At 60.9% G+C, this 18,256-nt stretch carries 14 protein-coding genes and 1 pseudogene; 5 read left to right on the top strand and 10 right to left on the bottom strand.

Features of this window, described 5'->3' with window-relative positions:
• The coding region (gene istA / locus WIT60_RS16410; protein ID WP_339583446.1) for an IS21-like element ISJsp3 family transposase at positions 1-1,344 on the bottom strand (1,344 nt) is incomplete at its 3' end.
• 117 nt (positions 1,345-1,461) lie between these two features.
• On the opposite strand from istA (WIT60_RS16410), the pseudogene WIT60_RS16405 reads away from it, so the two are divergent.
• Positions 1,462-1,916: pseudogene (locus WIT60_RS16405) on the top strand (NAD(P)H-dependent oxidoreductase); the annotation flags it as partial.
• Positions 1,917-1,940: 24 nt separating this feature from the next.
• Here WIT60_RS16405 and WIT60_RS16400 read toward each other — a convergent pair.
• The 5 genes from WIT60_RS16400 to WIT60_RS16380 all read right to left on the bottom strand — a co-directional run bounded on the left by WIT60_RS16400 (position 1,941) and on the right by WIT60_RS16380 (position 9,118).
• Positions 1,941-2,546 (bottom strand): MAPEG family protein, encoded by a 606-nt coding sequence (locus tag WIT60_RS16400; protein ID WP_339584915.1) that lies wholly within the window; start codon positions 2,544-2,546, stop codon positions 1,941-1,943.
• Between the two features lie 214 nt (positions 2,547-2,760).
• Positions 2,761-5,946, bottom strand: a complete 3,186-nt coding sequence (locus tag WIT60_RS16395) for an efflux RND transporter permease subunit (protein WP_339584914.1) — start codon at positions 5,944-5,946, stop codon at positions 2,761-2,763.
• A gap of 13 nt (positions 5,947-5,959) precedes the next feature.
• Positions 5,960-7,276, bottom strand: a complete 1,317-nt coding sequence (locus WIT60_RS16390; protein ID WP_339584913.1) for an efflux RND transporter periplasmic adaptor subunit — start codon at positions 7,274-7,276, stop codon at positions 5,960-5,962.
• Positions 7,277-7,280: 4 nt separating this feature from the next.
• Positions 7,281-8,627: a TolC family protein gene (locus tag WIT60_RS16385; RefSeq protein ID WP_445207716.1), complete on the bottom strand. Its 1,347-nt coding sequence runs from the start codon at positions 8,625-8,627 to the stop codon at positions 7,281-7,283.
• A 92-nt stretch (positions 8,628-8,719) separates the two neighbouring features.
• A complete protein-coding gene (locus tag WIT60_RS16380; RefSeq protein ID WP_339584911.1) occupies positions 8,720-9,118 on the bottom strand; it encodes a hypothetical protein in 399 nt (132 codons plus the stop codon).
• A 127-nt stretch (positions 9,119-9,245) separates the two neighbouring features.
• Here WIT60_RS16380 and WIT60_RS16375 point away from each other — a divergent pair, with 127 nt between their 5' ends.
• From WIT60_RS16375 to lspA, 4 genes are all read left to right on the top strand, one after another.
• On the top strand, positions 9,246-9,866 hold the full coding sequence (locus tag WIT60_RS16375; RefSeq protein ID WP_339584910.1) for a cation efflux transmembrane domain-containing protein: 621 nt from the start codon (positions 9,246-9,248) through the stop codon (positions 9,864-9,866).
• A gap of 620 nt (positions 9,867-10,486) precedes the next feature.
• Complete coding sequence (locus WIT60_RS16370; RefSeq protein ID WP_339584909.1) at positions 10,487-10,831, top strand: CzcE family metal-binding protein; 345 nt, start codon at positions 10,487-10,489, stop codon at positions 10,829-10,831.
• Positions 10,832-10,914: 83 nt separating this feature from the next.
• Positions 10,915-13,659, top strand: coding sequence for a heavy metal translocating P-type ATPase (locus WIT60_RS16365; RefSeq protein ID WP_339584908.1), 2,745 nt, complete (start codon positions 10,915-10,917; stop codon positions 13,657-13,659).
• Positions 13,656-14,159 carry a signal peptidase II gene (gene lspA, locus WIT60_RS16360; protein WP_339584907.1) on the top strand — a complete coding sequence of 168 codons (504 nt, stop codon included), beginning with the start codon at positions 13,656-13,658 and terminating at the stop codon, positions 14,157-14,159. The genes WIT60_RS16365 and lspA overlap by 4 nt, the downstream gene beginning before the upstream one ends.
• Before the next feature lie 38 nt (positions 14,160-14,197).
• Here the strand turns inward: lspA and WIT60_RS16355 are convergent, their stop codons facing one another.
• From WIT60_RS16355 to istA (WIT60_RS16340), 4 genes are all read right to left on the bottom strand, one after another.
• Positions 14,198-14,854 carry a class I SAM-dependent methyltransferase gene (locus tag WIT60_RS16355; RefSeq protein ID WP_339584906.1) on the bottom strand — a complete coding sequence of 219 codons (657 nt, stop codon included), beginning with the start codon at positions 14,852-14,854 and terminating at the stop codon, positions 14,198-14,200.
• 82 nt (positions 14,855-14,936) lie between these two features.
• Positions 14,937-15,773 carry an FTR1 family iron permease gene (locus tag WIT60_RS16350; protein WP_445207715.1) on the bottom strand — a complete coding sequence of 279 codons (837 nt, stop codon included), beginning with the start codon at positions 15,771-15,773 and terminating at the stop codon, positions 14,937-14,939.
• A complete protein-coding gene (gene istB, locus WIT60_RS16345; RefSeq protein WP_339582728.1) occupies positions 15,712-16,476 on the bottom strand; it encodes an IS21-like element helper ATPase IstB in 765 nt (254 codons plus the stop codon). Before istB ends, WIT60_RS16350 begins: the two co-directional genes overlap by 62 nt.
• Before the next feature lie 17 nt (positions 16,477-16,493).
• A complete protein-coding gene (gene istA, locus WIT60_RS16340; RefSeq protein ID WP_339582727.1) occupies positions 16,494-18,017 on the bottom strand; it encodes an IS21 family transposase in 1,524 nt (507 codons plus the stop codon).
• Positions 18,018-18,256: the final 239 nt, after the last annotated feature.

The raw sequence follows: 18,256 nt of genomic DNA, 5'->3' as shown, positions 1-18,256 counted from the left end.
CGCGCTCTCCAGCGCCAATTCAACTGCCACCAGCACCGCATCCAGGCCAGCTGTGCTCACAATGGCCAGTACCTGCGCCATGACACGGTCGCCACCGGCCTGGCGTAGCAGCCCTCTGCGCAACTGCTGCAAGGCCGGGGGGAGGTCGGCAAACGGTGCGCCATTGCGCAGCGCACCGGGCTTTCTTTGCACCAGCGGGATGTAGTGCTGCCAGTCATAGCGGGTCTGTCCACGGTCACTGAATCGCTCATGCTGCGCCACCACCTCATCGTTGGCCACCACGACCACCCGCGTCGGGTACAGCCGGGTGCTGACCATCTGCCCGGCCAGCTCGCAAGGCACCGAGTAACGGTTGCGTGCGACCGAGACCAAGCAGGTGCTGGTCACCCTCGCCGGGCGCTCCACATAGCCGTCAAAGGGCTGCGGCATTGACATCAAATGGGCACGTTCATGCTCCAGCATCTCGGCCACACTGAACTGCGAATGCTCTGGGTGGCGAACCTCCGCCCACAGGCTGCGACAGCGCTCGCCCAGCCAGGCGTTGAGTTCTGCAAAGGAGCCAAAGCGCTGCTTGGCCGCATCAATCCAGATTCGCCGCCTGCTATCTTGCACGTTCTTCTCGACGACCCCCTTCTCCCAGCCACTGGCCACGTTGCAGAAGTCGGCGTCGAACAGGTAGTGCGCGCACATCACCGCAAAGCGTGCGTTGACCACTCGGCCCTTGCCCTTCTTGACCTGGTCCACCGCCGTCTTCATGTTGTCGTAGATGCCGCGCCTGGCCACCCCACCCAGCGCCGCAAAGCTGCGCGTGTGCGCATCGAACAGCATCTCGTGTCCCTGACTGGGATACGCCACCAGCCAGAACGCACGGCTGGCACACAGCTTCATGTGCGAGACCTGCAGCCGGTAGTAAATGCCGCCCACCACCAGGCCTTCTTCGCTCCAGTCGAACTGGAATGCCTCGCCCAGCTCGAACGACAAGGGCACGAAGGCTCGCGTCGCTACCGCTTGCCCCTCGCCTTGGCGCCACTGGCGGATGAAGTCCGTCACGCGGCTGTAGCCGCCTTCGTAACCTGCCGACTTGAGTTCGCTGTACAGCGCCCGTGCCGTGCGGCGCTCGTGCTTGGCCCGATAGGCATCGGCCTTGAGCGCCTGCCTGAGAACCTCGTGGAAGGCCGTCAACTTGCCCGGCTGCTCGATTCGCCGGTACTTGGGCTCGCCATCCAATGGCGCCTTGAGCCACTTGGCTATCGTGTTGCGCGATAGCCCCGTCATCCGCGAGATCTCCCGCTCTGACTTCTTGCCTCGGCTGTGCAGCCGCCGGATTCTGCCGATCATGTCCATGGTGATCACTCCTCGAACCCCGCTGCATCAAAAAGCAGCAGAGTAGGTTGAACACCTGGCTCAGTTTTAGATCGGCACACCCCTCATAAGTGGCTCAGTTTTCGGTAGGCGCCAACACAGGAGTTGCGCGAGTTGGCGCAATGGTCCGAGGGGATGGTCTGGAGCTCACCCGAACGACATGGCGCCATGACAGGCATCATGAAGGCCCAGATCGATTGGATTCCGCTGAGCGTTGGATCGGTCAGGCCCAAGGCAAGACCCTTGCCGTGATGGAAGTATCGGGTGGTTCTCAGTCCTTCAATGCCGTCAACCAGATGCGCATCCTCGGACGCTGGATGCGCATGATCACGATCCCCAATCAATCGTCGGTGGCCAAAGCCTTTCTGGAATTCGATGAGGCGGGCCGCATGAAACCATCGGCGTACTACGAGCGCGCGGTGGACGTGATGGAGGAATTGATGAAGTTCACGCTGCTCACCCGCGACGTAGCACCCTACTTCGTCGATCGCTACAGCGAGCGCAAGGAAAGCGCGGCGGAGTTGTCCAGACGAGTCAACCAAGCCGCGCTGTAACCTTGATGGCGAGGTGCTGGCGCCTCAGTCCAGGACCCTCCTGATGACCAACACAATGGTCCATCCCAAACCGGCGAAGGACGGCAGCACCGTGGTCACCATGCCGAAGCTGCGCGCGCCCGCGCCTTTGGGATAGCCATGCAAGAAGGCACCCCTGCCAATCGCAAAGAGCATCACGGCCGCAGGAATGCAGAACAACGCGTCTCCTGTCACCAGGGTTGCCAGCGTCACGTGCACCCCAATGGCCACGACACACTGTTTCAGCGTGTTCTGCAGAAATGCCACCTTGATGGCAATGCGGGGACTGGGGGGCGCGAAAGCCGATCCCCGGTTGTCCTCTGCACTTCGGTACCGCCCTGAGGACACCATGCGCACGCTGATCAACAGCCAAAGCAACACGAACACATCGCATTGCAACGCAAAGGCGATGCGCTCGGACATGGCGACGGGTGGCTGGAAGTAACGCGGCAACCAGAACCAAGCCCCTGCCACCATAGCCATGCACAACAACCCAGCCAGCCAAGCGTTACGCAGGATGAGACGCTGCTCACGCAGGATGTCCACCCCCTGCTCGCTGGCCTCGGCCGCCGATGCTTCGGTCTTGCATGAAGGTCTCCCGAGTTCACTCATCAGGGCACTCCCGGCCAAGTTGCACAGCGTTAATTTGACAACTTCTGCCGCTGCTAGACGGCCATCGTACACGCACCTATACAGGCGCGAACGCCTCTCTGAGCAGAGGAAAGTGGATGCGCGCACCCACACGCCGAATGCGCCTTCAGATACCACATCAACCAGATGAACCGCCTCACATCGCGCGCCAGACAATCCGTGCCACTGTGCCGGGTCACACCGCCTGCCCTATTGCCCGCCCGTGTTCGCTGTCGTTCTCCTCTTCATCATCACGCCTGTGGACCAGGCGATAGAGCACGGGCAGCACCAGCAAAGTCAAAGCCGTCGATGAAAGGATGCCGCCGATCACCACGGTGGCCAGGGGCCGCTGCACTTCGGCTCCCGTTCCGGTCGCCAATGCCATTGGCACGAAGCCCAGTGAAGCAACCAGCGCAGTCATCAGGACCGGCCTCAGACGTGTCAGCGCACCCTCGCGGACAGCAGCGTCCATTCCCATGCCGTTTTCTCGTAGGCTGCGAATGAACGAGATCATCACCAGGCCGTTCAATACCGCGACGCCCGACAGAGCAATGAAGCCGACAGCCGCTGAGATCGACAGCGGTATGTCTCGCAGCCACAGAGCCGCCACGCCACCGGTCAATGCGAATGGGATCCCGGTGAAAACCAGCAGCCCGTCCTTGACGTTGCCAAAAACAGCGAACAGCAGGATGAAGACAAGGGCGAGCGCTACGGGTACGACGACCGTCAGACGCTGGGCGGCCGCTTGCAGATTCTCATACTGCCCGCCCCACTCGAGCCAATAGCCGGCCGGCGGCCGCGCCTTAGCCTGGATCTGTGTTTGCGCGTCCACAACGAAGGAGCCCAGATCTCGACCCCGTACATTGGCGCTGACCACAACGCGCCGCTTGCCGTTCTCCCTGCTGACTTGATTCGGCCCCGGCTTGAGCTCCAATTGAGCGACCTCGGACAACGGCACATACGCCGGCCGGGCCACTTTTCCGCTCCGATCGTCTTGTGGCAACGGAACTGGCAGGCGCATCAATGCCGCTAGGTCGCTGCGCATGGCGTCCGGTAGTCTGACAACAATATCGAATCGTCGGTCGCCCTCAAACAGCGTTCCGGCCCCACGCCCTGCCAGAGCGGTTGACAAGACATCTTGGACTTCAAAGACGCTGAGCCCCAAACGTGCGGCACGCTCCCGGTCAATCGCCACCGTGAGGACAGGAAGGCCAGTGGTCTGCTCCACCTTGACTTCACTCGCGCCCTCAACTTGGCGCAACACCCCTGCGATGCGCTCGGCCTGAGCGTTCAGCACTTCCATGTCGTCGCCGAACACCTTCACCGCCACATCGCTGCGCACACCAGAGATCAGCTCATTGAATCGCATCTGGATCGGCTGCGAGAACTCGTAGGCATTGCCTGGAATCTTCTCAACGGTCTCCTGAATGGCCGAGAGCAGCTCTTCGCGGCTCTTGCGCGGCTCTGGCCATTGATCCATTGGCTTGAGCATCACATAGCCATCCGAAACGTTCTGCGGCATCGGGTCGGTGGCCACTTCGGCAGTGCCTGTGCGGGCAAAGACGCGCTCGATCTCGCCGAACTTCGCCTTAAGGGTCCTCTCAATCTGCTGCTGCATCTCCACCGACTGGGTAAGGCTGGTCGCGGGGACGCGCAACGCCTGTAACGCGAAGTCGCCCTCATTGAGGCTCGGCACGAACTCGCTGCCAAGCTTCGTTGCTGCCACACTCGCCAGCACCACCAAGCATGTCGCCGCCGTGATAACGATGGCGGCATTGCCCAGCGCCTTATCGAGCAATACTTTGTAGCCGCGCTTGCTGGCCCGAAGCAGCCCGTTCTCTTTCTCCGAAACTTTCTCGCCAATGAAAAGCGCGACAGCCGCAGGCACGAACGTGACTGACAGGAGCATCGCAGCGGCCAGGGCGAAAACGACCGTGAGCGCCATCGGATGGAACATCTTCCCTTCCACCCCAGATAGCGCAAAGATGGGGAGGTACACCACCATGATGATGAGTTGCCCAAAGATGAGCGGCCGACGCGCCTCTTGCGAGGCAGCGAATACCTCATGGAAACGCTCGGGCAAGGTGAGTACCCGCCCTTTGTGGGACTGCGCGTGCGCGAGACGCCGCACACAGTTCTCTACGATGACCACGGCACCGTCCACGATGATGCCGAAATCCAATGCCCCCAAACTCATCAGATTGGCGCTGACCTTCTGAGTCACCATCCCGGTAAAGGTAAACAACATGGCAAGCGGAATGACCATTGCAGTGATCAGTGCCGCCCTCAGATTTCCCAGGAAAGCAAAGAGTACGGCAATCACCAGGATCGCACCTTCCAACAGGTTCTTTTTCACCGTGTCGATGGCCTTGTCCACCAAATGCGTCCGGTCATAGACGGTGATGGCATGAACGCCAGCAGGCAGGCTCTGCTTGACCTGGGCCATCTTCTCGGCAACCGCTTGCGCAACGGCGCGGCTGTTTTCGCCCATTAGCATGAACGCTGTGCCCAGCACGACTTCCCGTCCGTTGTCGGTGGCCGCACCCGTTCGCAACTCCTGGCCAACGCCTACGGTTGCCACATCACCGATGCGAATTGGGCTTCCATCGACCGCTTTCACGACGATGTTGGCAATGTCTTCAGTCGATGCGACTTGCCCAGGAGCGCGCACCAAGTATTGCTCGCCGCTCTTCTCGATGTAGCCGGCGCCAACGTTCCCATTGTTGCGCTCGATGGCCGCGACAAGGTCGGATAGACCTAAACCGAACGACGACAGCTTGGCAGGATCCGGCGCAACCAAGTATTCCTTGCTAAAGCCCCCAATGGAGTTGATTTCGGCAACGCCTCGCACGTTGCGCAACTGCGGTTTGATGATCCAGTCTTGGATCTCCCGGAGATCCGTCGGCGTGTAGGGGCTGCCGTCCGGCTTCTTGGCGCCCTCATCGGCTTCCACCGTCCACATGAAGATCTCCCCCAGCCCTGTGGAGATCGGACCCATCTCGGGCGTGATACTTTCCGGAAGACTTTCACGAGCCTGCGCAAGCCGCTCCGAGATGAGCTGCCGGGCAAAGTAGATGTCCGTGCCTTCTTCGAACACCACAGTGACCTGTGAGAGCCCATATCGGGACAGTGATCGAGTTTGGACCATCCGCGGAAGACCCGCCATGGCCGTCTCTACCGGAAAGGTGATGCGCTGTTCAGCCTCAAGCGGAGAATAACCAGACGCGGCGGTATTGATCTGGACCTGGACGTTCGTGATGTCCGGTACGGCGTCAATGGGCAGCTTTGTGTAGCTGTATGCGCCCAGCCCTCCGATCGCGAAGATGGCGAGCAAGACAAGCCATCGATGCTCGATGGCAAAGCGAATGATGCGTTCAAACATGGTCAGTCCTGCCTCAATGCTCGTCTTCAACGCTGCTCTTGCCGATGTCGGCCTTGAGCACGAAGCTGTTGACCGCCACATAGGACTGCCCAGCGGTAAGACCACCCAATATTTCCGTGGTCTGGCCATCCGTACGACCCAGCTTGACCGGCGTTGCTTTGAAGCCTTCACTGCCTGCGACAAAGACCACCGCCTTGTCGTCCATCATCTGGATGGCTGCCGAGCGCACGCTGACGGGCACTTGTGTCTGGCTGGCCAAGACGCTGACGGTGACGAACAGACCGGGGCGCCACGAACCGCCTGGATTCGCGAGCGTGACACGTGCCACGGCAGAGCGAGTCTGTTCCCCCAGCAGGTTGCCCACATAGGTGATCTTGCCGTTAGACACGGCTTGCGAGCCAGCCGCCTTGACGACCGCAGGAAGCCCGACGCGCACCTTGTCGAGGTCTTTGGGACTGACGTTCACGTCCGCCCACACCGTAGAGAGGTCTGAGACAACGAACACTGTCGCGTCTTCCTTGACGGCCTCACCCAATGCCAGACGCTTCTCAACAACCGTGCCGTCAAAAGGCGCGCGCAACTCATAGCGGCTCAAGCTAGTGTTGCCTTTCACATTGCCGGATTGCTGCACCCCCAACGCGCTGAGCTTCTGCTCAGCGTTCCGTTGCTGAATCTCTGCTTCCCGCAGTGCTTGCTGAGCCTGAAGAAGGTCTTGCTCGGCCGATATCTTCTGCTCCCAGAGTGTCTTCTCCCGCTGGTACATGACGCGCGCTGCCGCTGCTCGCTCGCGCGCTGCCAGCGCCTCAGAACGCAAATCGGACAGGTCAGGGCTTGACAGTACCGCCAAGACCTGCCCCTTGCGCACGTTCTGGCCCAGGTTCACAAGAACGGCGTCGACAACGCCAGCCACCCGAGGTGTCACCTGCGCTGTTCGATCGGCATTGGATCGGACCTCCCCCGGGAAATCCTGACCGGTCCGAATCACTGCCGCCTGCGCCTTGTCCAATTGAATTCCGCTGGCCTTGATCTGCTCGGGAGTGAGCTTTACGGTGTCGCTTTCACCATGCTCCTCATGTTCAGACGCCTCAGCTTCGCGTGGCTCCTTTCCTGCAGAGGGCTGCGCCGATCCGTCCGGCTTGCTTTCCTGGGACGCTTCCCGCTCCTCAGATTCGGAATTCTTCTCAGTTTCCCCTTCCTGCTTGCGCTCAGCGTGTTCTGCGTGCTCTTCGTCGCCAGCAGCGGCCGGCGGGCTACGGTTCCAGACAACAAAGAGGGCCGCTGCTGTGGCCAGCAGCATGCCAACGATGATGGTTACTTGTTTACGGGTCATGTTGTCACTCGGTTCTTTGCGTCGTAACGGGAGCGGTACGGGCCATTCCCAAGATGCGGCCAATGTCGATGGCCGCACGCTGGCTATCAGCCACAGCTTTGAGATGCTGAGCACGCGCTTGAAAGAGGCTGCGCTGGGCGTCAAGCACGTCCAGGAATGTGAACTTCCCCAGCGCGAATCCATTGGTCGCTGCGTCATAGGCGCTTTGGGCCTTGGGGAGCAATTCGCGCTCGATCATCAATGCCTGCTTGCGGGCGCTCTGGGCCTGTGCGAGAGCAATGTGTGCCCCGGCCCTTAGGCGGGAGACTGTCGCTTGCAAGGCATAGCGGGCTTGATCCTCGCGGGCGAGCGCCTCCTTCAGATTGCCTTGATTGCGGTCGAACATGGGCAAGGGTACGGAAACGCCAATCAATGGCTGATTACGGCCGATTTCGTTGTTCCGCTGTGCTCCCAGCCCGACGGTGATGTCCGGCATGGCGCGGCTGCGCTCGACATCCACCAGGGCTTGTCGCCGCGCAACCTCCAGCCTTGCTTCCACCACTTCCGGGGCCGCCTCTATGCGTTCCTCCAAAGAAACAGTGGCGACTTCCTCAGGGACGTGCAGTACCCCTTCGAGAGGTGGAAGCAACGCTTCCATCGCGCCCCAATGCGCGGCCAGACGGGTACGTGCAACTTGCAACTCCACCTGCGCCTGTGCCAGTTCGAGGTCAACACCGGATGCGGCAAGGCGGGCCCTCGTCTCATCGACAGGTGACACCTTGCCGGCGGCGACTCGTTTCGCAGCAGCATCCGTGGCCTGCCGCGCTAATTGCGACAAAGCGTTCGCCTGGTCTAGACGTGCCTGTGCCGCAAGCGCTTCCCAGAAGCTTGCGCTGACCTCGGCGCCGATCTTTGCCTGCAGTCCCTCAAGTCGCGCCTGCGCAATCGCCCGGCCTTGATGTGCAGCCATCACGCGAGCCTGACGCTTGCCACCCAGTTCCAGACGCTGGCTCACTTGAACTGCCGTGGTACGAGTACGACGTTGGGTGTCCTCGATCGAGGCTGCGAACTCCGGGTTGGGCATCAAGCCCGCTTGCTCTTCAGCGCCCTGCGCGGCGGCGACTTCCGCCCGCGTTGCTGCCAATTCAGGACTTCTTTCCAGTGCAAGGGCAACCGCCCCCGCCAGCGTCAGGGGAACGCTTAGGGAAGCGGCCGCGGGGTGTGAGGCGACAGTTGGGAGTACTGAATGCGGCTGGGTCATCTCCGCTCGCGCAACGACGCAAGAGACGAGCGCAGCAAGTGCCAGTGCCGTGCGTTGAACTGTCAGAGTTGAAGGACGGCGCGTTTGGCGCCCTCCGAAGGGATATGTCATCGAATTCTCCAATGTATGGATAGAACTCGACGAGTCGCAGGGCCGCGCGGAGCGCGCCTATTCTTGGGAAAGGGGAAAGCCGACTCGTCGAACTAGAGCGAGTCGGCCCATTTGGGCCGCTCCAGCGCAGCAGGCTGGAACGACGTGTAGTTCACGATAGGCGTGGCAAACAACTGCGCACCAACCATCGGTGGCTTGAGCTTGAAATCAAGCTCCGTCAGATGCGCTTTCCCTAAATGGCACATTCCGCAATCCGCGTCGAGCTGAGCGGAGTTTTGAGCATCCGTCTGCGATCCGTGCCGCCCGCCCTTGTCATCCAACGACGTTGTGCCAGATGCGCCTTTCGCGGCGTCAACTTCGTGCTTGCAGGAATGATGTCCGACATGTGTCGCCGATCGCCCAGTTTCGTGCTGGCAATAGCTCGCCATCGCCGCCCAACTGAAATGGAGAGGCACCAATACCAGCAAGATGAGGGCAATCAATCGGCGCATAGAACAGAAGTATAGGGGAAAGGATCATGGTTGCGTACCCCTTGACTCTCTACTGAGTACAGGGTTTAACATGCCTCACCAAGATCCAAATTGGCCCATTGGTCCGCTGCTCTTGGAGGGAATACTGATGAGTGACGACGACGATCATGGCCTGGACGGCCGACAGGCTTCGGACAGGCGCATTCTCTGGCAGGTACTCCTGATCAACCTTGCTCAATGTATCGCCGGATTCGCCGTGGGCGCGTGGGCGTCCTCGACGGCCGTGATGGGAGCAGCGCTTGATAACCTTGCCGACGCCTCTGTGTATGGCGTGAGCCTTTACGCTGTTGGCCGCTCAGCCGCCATCAAAGCACGGGCAGCGCGCCTGTCTGGCTGGCTCCTGATCGGGCTCGCAGTGTTGATGCTCAGCGAAGTCCTGCGGCGCTTCTTCGGAGGCGAAGCGCCTCTTGGACCGGCGATGATGACGATGGCGGCGGTCAATGCCGGCATGAACCTGTTCTGCCTGAGGCTCCTCAAGCGACACAAGGGCAAGGACGTCAACTTCAAAGCATCCTCGATCTTCACAAGCAACGATTCGATCGTGAACCTGGCCATCGTCGCATCGGGTGCGCTGGTGATGTGGCTTGGTTCGAACTTGCCGGATCTGATTCTTGGAATGGTGGTGAGCGCCATCGCGTTCAAAGGTGGCCGAGAGATCCTTGCCGAAGCGCGCGAAAGCACTCAGGTTGACGAGGCAGACGCCTCTTAGACGTTGCGAGGTGGCGACGAATTGACTAATTTACTACTTGACCCTGGAGTTGGTACAGCGTTTTAAATGGTGTGCTTGCTTCAAATGAACCTGTCCTCAATGGCCAATCCTCTTCAATCACTGCTGCTATGGCTTGCTCTCGCCATGACCATGGCGGGAAGCGGCGGCGCTGAGGCGCGAGAGCTAGGTGTTCATGAGTCGGCCAGGTCATTTTCGGGAGACTTTGATACCCAATTCTGCCCTCCTTCGTCACGTTGTTGCCCGCCATTCAGCACGCCTGACGGAGCCAAGGATGATTTCGCGGCGGTACCGCATGCATGCCAGGCTCCAGCAGAACCGTGCGTTTGTGAGGCCTGTTGCACAACCCTGGGACTTCCGGGGACCCACGCCGAGGCGCTAGAACCTGCGTTGCCGTCCATATGGGAGCCTGCACCGTTGATCGAACCCATCTCCCACCGGCCAGACGGCCCGAGGCGCCCGCCCAGGACGCCCCCCCGAGACCAGCACCGTGCCGCAGCACCAATGCCTGCCATGAGCAGCGGCATCTCAACCTCATTCTCTGGTCGATGGCTGATCGGCGGACTCGCTGATTGTCACCTCGACCAAACAAAGGAAAATCCATGAAGCTCATCATCCAACTCGCCATGACCGCTTCCTTCGCGCTCGGAAGCCAAGCGTTTGCTCAGTCCTCCGCAGCGACGCCCAAGGCCTCGATCTTTGGAACGCCTGCATCCACGGCCGAAGTAGAACGGACCATCGAAATCCTGCCTACCACTCGCTGGATCAACGTGACCCGTTTCGAGACCGTCAGGTTGGCCATCAGGGATGGCAACGAAACGAAGTACGTCATATGGCGGTTCGACACCCTTTCTTTCACGCCTTTCGATTTGAGCCAAGCGATACCTTCACTCGGCGCCAGATCGATCAAGGTCTTCGTCGGGGCCAGTCACTTAGACATGTCATGACGTAATGGAGGCCGCCCTGAAGAAGGGCGGCCTTTTTGCTCCATGGCCACTTCAGATTTACCCGTTCGGCAAAAGAGGCACCTATGAAAACTGACGATGCACCCACTTCCGCGCCTGCCACCTGCGGTTCGTGTGCCAGCGATCAACAGGACCTGCCCACGGTTCTGATGCTCGACCTACCCGATTTGGACCGGCGTTCGGAAGCGCTTGTGCGGGCTCAGCTAGGTCAAATTAGGGGCATCGAGGATCTCTCACTTGATTCGTGTACGGGCAGGCTGTCCGTACGGCATCGCCTCACCTCCACCACGCCTATCCTTGACGCCTTGCTTGCCATTGGAGTCAAAGGAACCGTTGCAACGGATGGCGAATCTGTCAGCCCCGTAGGTTGCGGCAAGCCCGCGCTGAGCAGCGGCGTCACCAGCTGCCGGGCACCGGTTGCTGCGACTTTTCCCCCATCTCCTCCGCCAACTGGAAACACCTCGCGCCTTCTCATCACCAACATGGATTGCCCAACGGAGGAGGGCCTCATTCGGAAGCGCTTGGAAATGATCAAAGGTATCGAGCGGCTCAACTTCGACCTGATGAACCGCCGTTTGGATGTGCAACACGCGTCAGTGGATCTCGCGGGGATTCTCGCGGCCCTGCATGAGATTGGCATGCAGGCAAGCGTAGAGCGAGAGGCAGGGCAGAGCCCTCGTGGCCAGGCGACCTATCTCATCGAGAAGATGGACTGTCCCACCGAGGAAGCCATGCTGCGCAAAGCGCTTGAGGGGATGGCTGGCGTCGACGCCCTTCAATTTGACCTGTTGAGCCGTACGCTGGTTGTGAGCCATGGTCTCCCGAGCGAGGCGCCCATCACCGCAGCGATCGAGCGACTGGGCCTGTCGCCTGTGCTCCAGGACCACAATGATCCAGCGCCGGCTGTCACCAAGGAGTTCGGCACGGGAATCACGAAAACCGAATGGCTGCGAATGGCCGCAGCAGGCGTCTTGGCGCTGGGTGCAGAGGCATTGGCCTTCTCGGGCATGGAAGAGTCATCCATGCCCGTGATTGCAGCCTCCTTGGCCGCCATCGCACTAGGGGGCACGGCTACCCTGCGCAAAGGCTGGATTGCTCTGCGCACCCTGTCGCTCAACATGAACCTTTTGATGACCATCGCGGTCATTGGCGCCGCGTTGATTGGACAGTGGCCGGAGGCAGCAGTAGTCATATGGCTGTTCGGCGTGGCCGAAATGATAGAAGCCTTAAGCTTGGATCGAGCCCGCAACGCCATTCGCAAACTGATGGACCTGGCTCCGGAAACGGCCCTCTTGCGCCAAAACGATGGGCGCTGGGCCGAAGTCAAGGCCGACACGGTCACCATCGGCGGCATCGTGCGCGTGCGCCCCGGCGAGCGGATCGCGCTGGATGGGGTGGTTGTCTCCGGCAAGTCGGCAGTCAATCAGGCGCCAATCACCGGCGAAAGCATGCCCGTGGAGAAGAACCCAGGCGATACGGTCTACGCGGGCACCATCAACGAGCGCGGAACGCTTGAATTCGAGGTTCGAGCCCGCAAGGGTGACACGACATTGGACCGCATCGCCCGCTCCGTGCAAGAGGCACAGGGCCAACGTGCGCCCACACAGCGGTTCGTCGATCGTTTTGCCAGTGTGTATACGCCAGCCGTCTTTGTGCTTGCCCTAGGCATCGCCATCATTCCTCCTCTTTTCGCCGGCGGTGACTGGTACGACTGGACGTACAAGGCTTTGGTTTTGCTTGTGATCGCCTGCCCGTGCGCCCTGGTCATTTCCACCCCAGTGACAGTGGTCAGCGGTCTGGCAGCAGCAGCGAAGCGAGGCATTCTCGTCAAGGGGGGCCTGTATCTGGAGCAAGGCCGGTTGCTCAAGTCCGTCGCACTGGACAAGACCGGAACGCTCACCCATGGAAAGCCGGTGCTCACGGACACGGTCGAGCTCGGACCGCTCTCGCGCCAAGAGGTCCTCCGGATCGCTGCCAGCCTAGATGCCTTGTCCGAGCATCCCGTGGCCACTGCTATCGTCAGGGCCTATGGAGAACAGCCGCACGCGGAGGTCCAGGCCTTTGAGGCGCTCGCTGGCCGCGGTGTGAAGGGCCAGATAGACGGCGAGACCTACTACATCGGCAATCAGCGGCTGGCCAATGAATTGGGGGTGACGAACGAACGCGTATTACAACTCCTTGAGCAGATGGAAGCCCAGGCCAAGACCGCTGTCGTGCTCTCCACCGCCACACAGGCCCTCGGCGTGCTGGCCGTGGCCGACACGGTCCGCGAGAGCAGCAAACTGGCCGTCGCGCAGCTCAGGCAATTGGGGGTCGAGCCGGTCATGCTCACCGGGGATAACAAGAAGACGGCGCAGGCGGTCGCGGCTCAGGTGGGCATCAGCGATGCTCGCGGTGAAATGCTGCCTCAGGACAAACTCTCGGCCATCGAGGCAATGGCCGCCCAAGGACCCGTCGGCATGGTGGGGGACGGCGTGAACGACGCGCCTGCCCTTGCAAAGGCAAACATCGGCTTCGCCATGGGCGCAGCAGGCACAGACACAGCCATTGAGACCGCGGACGTGGCCCTCATGCAAGACGATCTGCGCAAGTTGCCAGAGTTCATCGCTCTCTCCCATCGGGTGGGCAATGTGCTCAGAGCCAACATCGCCTTTGCCATCGGCACCAAGGCGGTGTTCATGGTCCTGACCTTCACGGGACACGCCAGCTTGTGGCTGGCAATCCTGGCTGACATGGGTGCGAGCCTGGTAGTGGTGTTCAACGGATTACGCCTGCTCAGGGCTCCAGGCGAGAAGGACAAGTTCCAGTGACGATACGCCAAACGATTGATCCAAGCGTTGCCCGCGCCTTCCTTGCAGCCGCATCCGTGTTCTTGACCGACATCGCAAGCAAAGCTGCAGTAGTCGCTGCACTCCCGTATGGCTCTAGCGAGCCATGGCTCCCGGTGCTCAACATCGTCCACTGGCGGAACGAAGGAGCCGCTTTCAGCTTCTTGCACGACGCAGGTGGATGGCAGCGCCTCTTCTTCAGCGCCGTGGCTGTGGCCGCGTCGATTGCTTTTTTCGTAATGATTCGGCGGCCTCAAACCGGTCGTCCTCAGCGGCTGGCTTTCGGGCTCCTCCTAGGCGGTGCTTTAGGGAACCTGCACGATCGGCTCGCACGCGGGGCGGTGGTGGACTGGATTGATCTCAGGTGGCAGTCGTTTTACTGGCCGGCCTTCAACGTGGCCGATATCGGCATCACCCTCGGTGCTGTCTTGATCCTCGTCTGGGAGTTGCGGAGAGGAAAAACGGAGACTGGGCCGAGTTAACCGGGAGGTATGCCAGCGGTCAGGACCTTCCTGGCGAGCTATCGCGTAGTGGCAATGACATTGATCCATACCGGCTGGTGCACAGCCTCAGCTGAATTCTGCGACGTCCACAGTTCATCCACCGCCAACCCGGCGGCGTCAAGTGACTTGCGTATGTCGTCTTCTGAGTAGTAGACGTACAAACGGCCGTCCGGAAGAATCGCTTCGCCCTGCCCCTCCTGGACTGCCATGAAGAGTGTGCCGCCTCTTTTGAGGGCCCGGTTCAGGCAACGAAGTGCGGGGCGAAATACGTCCTGGGGCAAGTGAAGCAATGAGGCACAGGCCCATATCCCATCGAACCGTTCTTCATAGCTGATGCTTTCAATGCGAGCGAATTCACATGGCGCGCCCGAATACTCGGCCGCCATTTGCACGAGGGCTGTCGAGGCATCGATGCCCAACACACAATGACCCCGGGAAAGAAAGAATTTGAGGTCCCGGCCGGAGCCACAGCCGGCATCAAGGATGGAGGCCTTGGCCGGCAGATGTGACAGGAACCGATCCAGGACGAACTGCGTCTGGGCACCGAAGGTCCATGAGAAGTATTCGACCGCATGGTCTTCGTAGAACCGATCTGTCGAGGCCACGGCAGCATCGCAGCTAACGGATGATCGAACGCCCTCAACACCTGGACCAGCCCGATTGTCGACAGACATCTCTGCTCCTTTCAATGCATACGGCGGCGCCGAAGCGATCTGCTGCCATCAGGACGACCATCGAAATACGGTGGCGGCTCAATCAAATAGAGGCCAAGCGACGTGCCCGCACGCCATTGACCCCAAAGCCCAACACGGCGGCGACCAGGACGAGGGCCTGGGCTACGTTGGTTTGAATCGTTGGAAAGATGCCCAGAATAGGCAAGCGCAGACCGTCTACGGGCGTTGCCGCCAACCAGCCTGCTTCTTGGAGGCCAGAGATCCCCTTGCCGGCGAGCACAATCGCCAAGGCCGCCACGAGGAAGGAACTGAGCGCAAAGAACTGGCTGATCGGCATGCGGGCGCTGGTCTTGAGGAAGATGACCGCAATGATGGTCAGCAAGACCATGCCAATGCCAAGCCCGGCCAGCAGGGCGGAATCGTTCCCGTCTGTCGCGAGAGCGGAGTAGAACAGCACCGTCTCGAAAACCTCGCGATACACAGCAATGAAGGCCAGTGCGAACAGCGCCCAGGCAGTTCGTCCCGTTAGCGCGCTGGATAGGCGCTCACGCAGATATGCCTGCCAACGCCCGGCGCTGCTCTTCTGATGCATCCAAAGCCCGACGGACAGCAGGACGACAGCGGCAAAAAGCGAGGACACGCCTTCCGTCACTTCACGGCTTGCGCCACTGATGCTGACGACTCTGGTGGCGACCAGCCACGTTGCACTGCCTGCCAGAAGAGCGCTGATCCAACCTGCGTGAACGTAGCGCAAGGCCTCCGGCTGCGTATTCTGGCGAACGTGACCGACGATTCCGGCCCATCGTGACCGGTTGCACCGTGTGAGGTGTTGCGCGTTCAAATTGTAGGGGTGTCGGTCACGATGGGTCTGAGTCGGGCTCCTTTTTCGTGGGTTTGGGCTTTTGTCGCAGGGACTCACCGGTCAGAGTGAATCGGTGGTTTCGCTGCATCAGGCGATCAAGGATCGCGTCGGCAATCGTGGCGTCACCGACCCAGGCATGCCAGTGTTCAATGGGCAGCTGACTGGTGATGATGGTGGCCTTGCTGGCAGCTCGGTCGTCGATGATCTCCAGCAAGTCAGCGCGGGCCTGGTTGTCCAGCCCAGCCATGCCCCAGTCGTCCAGCAACAGGACATCGGTCTTGGCCAACTGGATGAGCCACTTGCCAAAGGTGCCATTGCCGTGACGGATGCGCAGCTCTTCGCTCAGACGTGGCACACGTTGGTAGAAGGCAGAGCGACCGCGGCGACAGGCGTGCTGGGCCAGCGCACAAGCCAGCCAGGATTTGCCAGCTCCGGTGGGGCCGGTGATCAGCACGCTGTGGCCGCTGTCGATCCAATCACCCAAGGCCAGGCTCATGACAGCCTTGCGATCCAGGCCGCGTCCAGCTCGTGTATCGATGTCCTCAATGGCGGCTTGGGGGTACTTCAGCTTGGCCTCTTTGAGCAGGCGTGCACGCCGCTTGTCGTGGCGCCAATGGAGCTCGCGCTCGACGATCAGAGCCATGCGTTCTTCAAAGCTGACAGCGCTCATGCCGGCCTGCGTCAGTTGCTCATCAAGGGCTGTGAGCATGCCCATCAGCCTGAGTTCACGCAGCTGGTTCAAAGTCGTGTTCATCATCATGGTGCAATCCTGTCTGTTCACTGGTAGTAACCGGGGCCACGAACGTGGGCATGGTGCGGGCTGGTCCAGTCGGTGGCGGTCGTGGCGGGCACCTGATCCCGGCCGTTTGCCAGAATGTCGCTGACGTGCCTGTACTTGACGGTGCCGAGCTCCAGGGCGATGAGGCAAGCGGCTTCCAGTCGGGGCTTGCCGTACTTCTTGGCCAGTGACAGCAGCCCCAGGCAGGCGCGGTAGCCATGCTCGGGATGGCGTCGCTCCTCCAGCAGACGCTGGACGGTGCTGGCACAGGCCACACCAATGGTGCCGCCCCAGTGAATCAGGCGTTCAGGGGTCCACTCCCGATGCGCGCGGTGCGCTGCCGACATGTGCTCCGCCACGGTGGTGAAGCCCCCCTTGTGGAGACAGCGCAGATGAGCGGCAACACGCTGACCACGGTGGACGATCTCCACGCCGCGCGTGGTGATGCGTGCCTCCAGGACCAGCCCGACCAAGGACTGCGGCACGCTGTAGCGATGCCCCTCGATCTCGACGTGGTGATCAATGTGCACGCGCACGGTCTTGTAGGTGGCGAATTCCCAGGGCTGCAGAGGCAAGGCTTGCAGTGCTGGCGCATCCAACTCTGCAAACGTGCTGACTCGGCTGCCAGGCAACCTCTGGAATGCCTTGTTGTTGAGTTGTTCCAGCAGCGGCGCGATGGCCTCGTTGACATCGTCCACGCTCGCAAAGCGTTGGTGGCGCAGTCGCATCAGGATCCAACGCTCGACAACTTGCACGGCAGACTCGACCTTGGCCTTGTCCTGCGGGTGATAGGGCCGCGCCGGTAGCATCGAGGTGCCGTAGTGGCGAGCGAAGTCCTCCACCGTCTCGTTGGCGCGAGGCTCATAGCGGTTGGGGTTGGCAATGAGGGCTTTGGGGTTGTCCGGCACGATGAGCTGGGGCACCCCACCGATGAATGTCAGGGCGCGGGCGCAGCCATCAAGCCAGTCGGCCATGGTCTCGCGCGGTGTGGCACACGCAAAGGTGTAGCTCGAAGCGCCCAGAGCGGCCACGAAGATGTGGGCACGGCTGCCGTCCACCAACTCGATCGTGGGACCTGCAAAGTCGATGAACAGCTTCTCGCCTGCGCGGTGGGTCTGGCGCATCGAGCGTTTGAGTGTCTTGGCGTAGCGGCGGTAGTTCTCGCAGAACTGCGAGTAGGAGTGCGTATGACCGTCCAGGTGCTGCTGGGTGTGCTCCTCCCACAGCAGCATGAGCGTCATGCCCTTGCGGCGCAGTTCTTTGTGAATCTGGGCGTAGTCGGGGTGCACGAAGTGCTGCGGCCGTGGCGGCGGTGCCAGCAGGCGATGCTGCAAAGCGGTCTCGTCCAGGGGCTGGATGGAGTGCCAATCCAGACCTGCGACCGAGGCCAAACCGACGTACTTGGTAACCACGCCTTTGGAGATGCCCAGGGCGGCGGCGATACGCTCGTGCGAGAGCCGAGCATCGAGTTTGAGACGCAGAACGTCCTTGATCTTGCGCATGTGAATCCTTGGTGCAGGCATGCCGGCTCCAGCAAAAAACTGGGCAGGCTAACTGCATTGGGTGAGACAACTTGCGCAACACCATCACGGTGGCATACGACGCCATGCTGGCATCGTGACCGGTGATTCCGGCATCGTGACCGAGATTCCGGTCAGGTGCAAAAATCGGTCACGTTCGACCAGAATGGCCGGTCACGATGAACCAGAATCGGCGGTCACGATCCGCCGGAATCAACGGTCACGTTGGACCGGAATACGCA

This window comes from Aquabacterium sp. G14, from assembly GCF_037482285.1.
Classification (GTDB): domain Bacteria; phylum Pseudomonadota; class Gammaproteobacteria; order Burkholderiales; family Burkholderiaceae_C; genus Aquabacterium.
The sequence above is the reverse complement of the archived record's forward strand: the minus strand, read 5'-3'. Positions and strand labels throughout refer to the sequence as shown.

What these genes read in the sequence shown, in the direction of transcription:
- WIT60_RS16400 (WP_339584915.1), bottom strand. Translation starts at nt 2,546, where the DNA reads ATGAGTGAACTCGGGAGACCTTCATGCAAGACCGAAGCATCGGCGGCC.
- WIT60_RS16395 (WP_339584914.1), bottom strand. Translation starts at nt 5,946, where the DNA reads ATGTTTGAACGCATCATTCGCTTTGCCATCGAGCATCGATGGCTTGTC.
- WIT60_RS16390 (WP_339584913.1), bottom strand. Translation starts at nt 7,276, where the DNA reads ATGACCCGTAAACAAGTAACCATCATCGTTGGCATGCTGCTGGCCACA.
- WIT60_RS16385 (WP_445207716.1), bottom strand. Translation starts at nt 8,627, where the DNA reads ATGACATATCCCTTCGGAGGGCGCCAAACGCGCCGTCCTTCAACTCTG.
- WIT60_RS16380 (WP_339584911.1), bottom strand. Translation starts at nt 9,118, where the DNA reads ATGCGCCGATTGATTGCCCTCATCTTGCTGGTATTGGTGCCTCTCCAT.
- WIT60_RS16375 (WP_339584910.1), top strand. Translation starts at nt 9,246, where the DNA reads ATGAGTGACGACGACGATCATGGCCTGGACGGCCGACAGGCTTCGGAC.
- WIT60_RS16370 (WP_339584909.1), top strand. Translation starts at nt 10,487, where the DNA reads ATGAAGCTCATCATCCAACTCGCCATGACCGCTTCCTTCGCGCTCGGA.
- WIT60_RS16365 (WP_339584908.1), top strand. Translation starts at nt 10,915, where the DNA reads ATGAAAACTGACGATGCACCCACTTCCGCGCCTGCCACCTGCGGTTCG.
- WIT60_RS16355 (WP_339584906.1), bottom strand. Translation starts at nt 14,854, where the DNA reads ATGTCTGTCGACAATCGGGCTGGTCCAGGTGTTGAGGGCGTTCGATCA.
- istB (WP_339582728.1), bottom strand. Translation starts at nt 16,476, where the DNA reads ATGATGATGAACACGACTTTGAACCAGCTGCGTGAACTCAGGCTGATG.
- istA (WP_339582727.1), bottom strand. Translation starts at nt 18,017, where the DNA reads ATGCCTGCACCAAGGATTCACATGCGCAAGATCAAGGACGTTCTGCGT.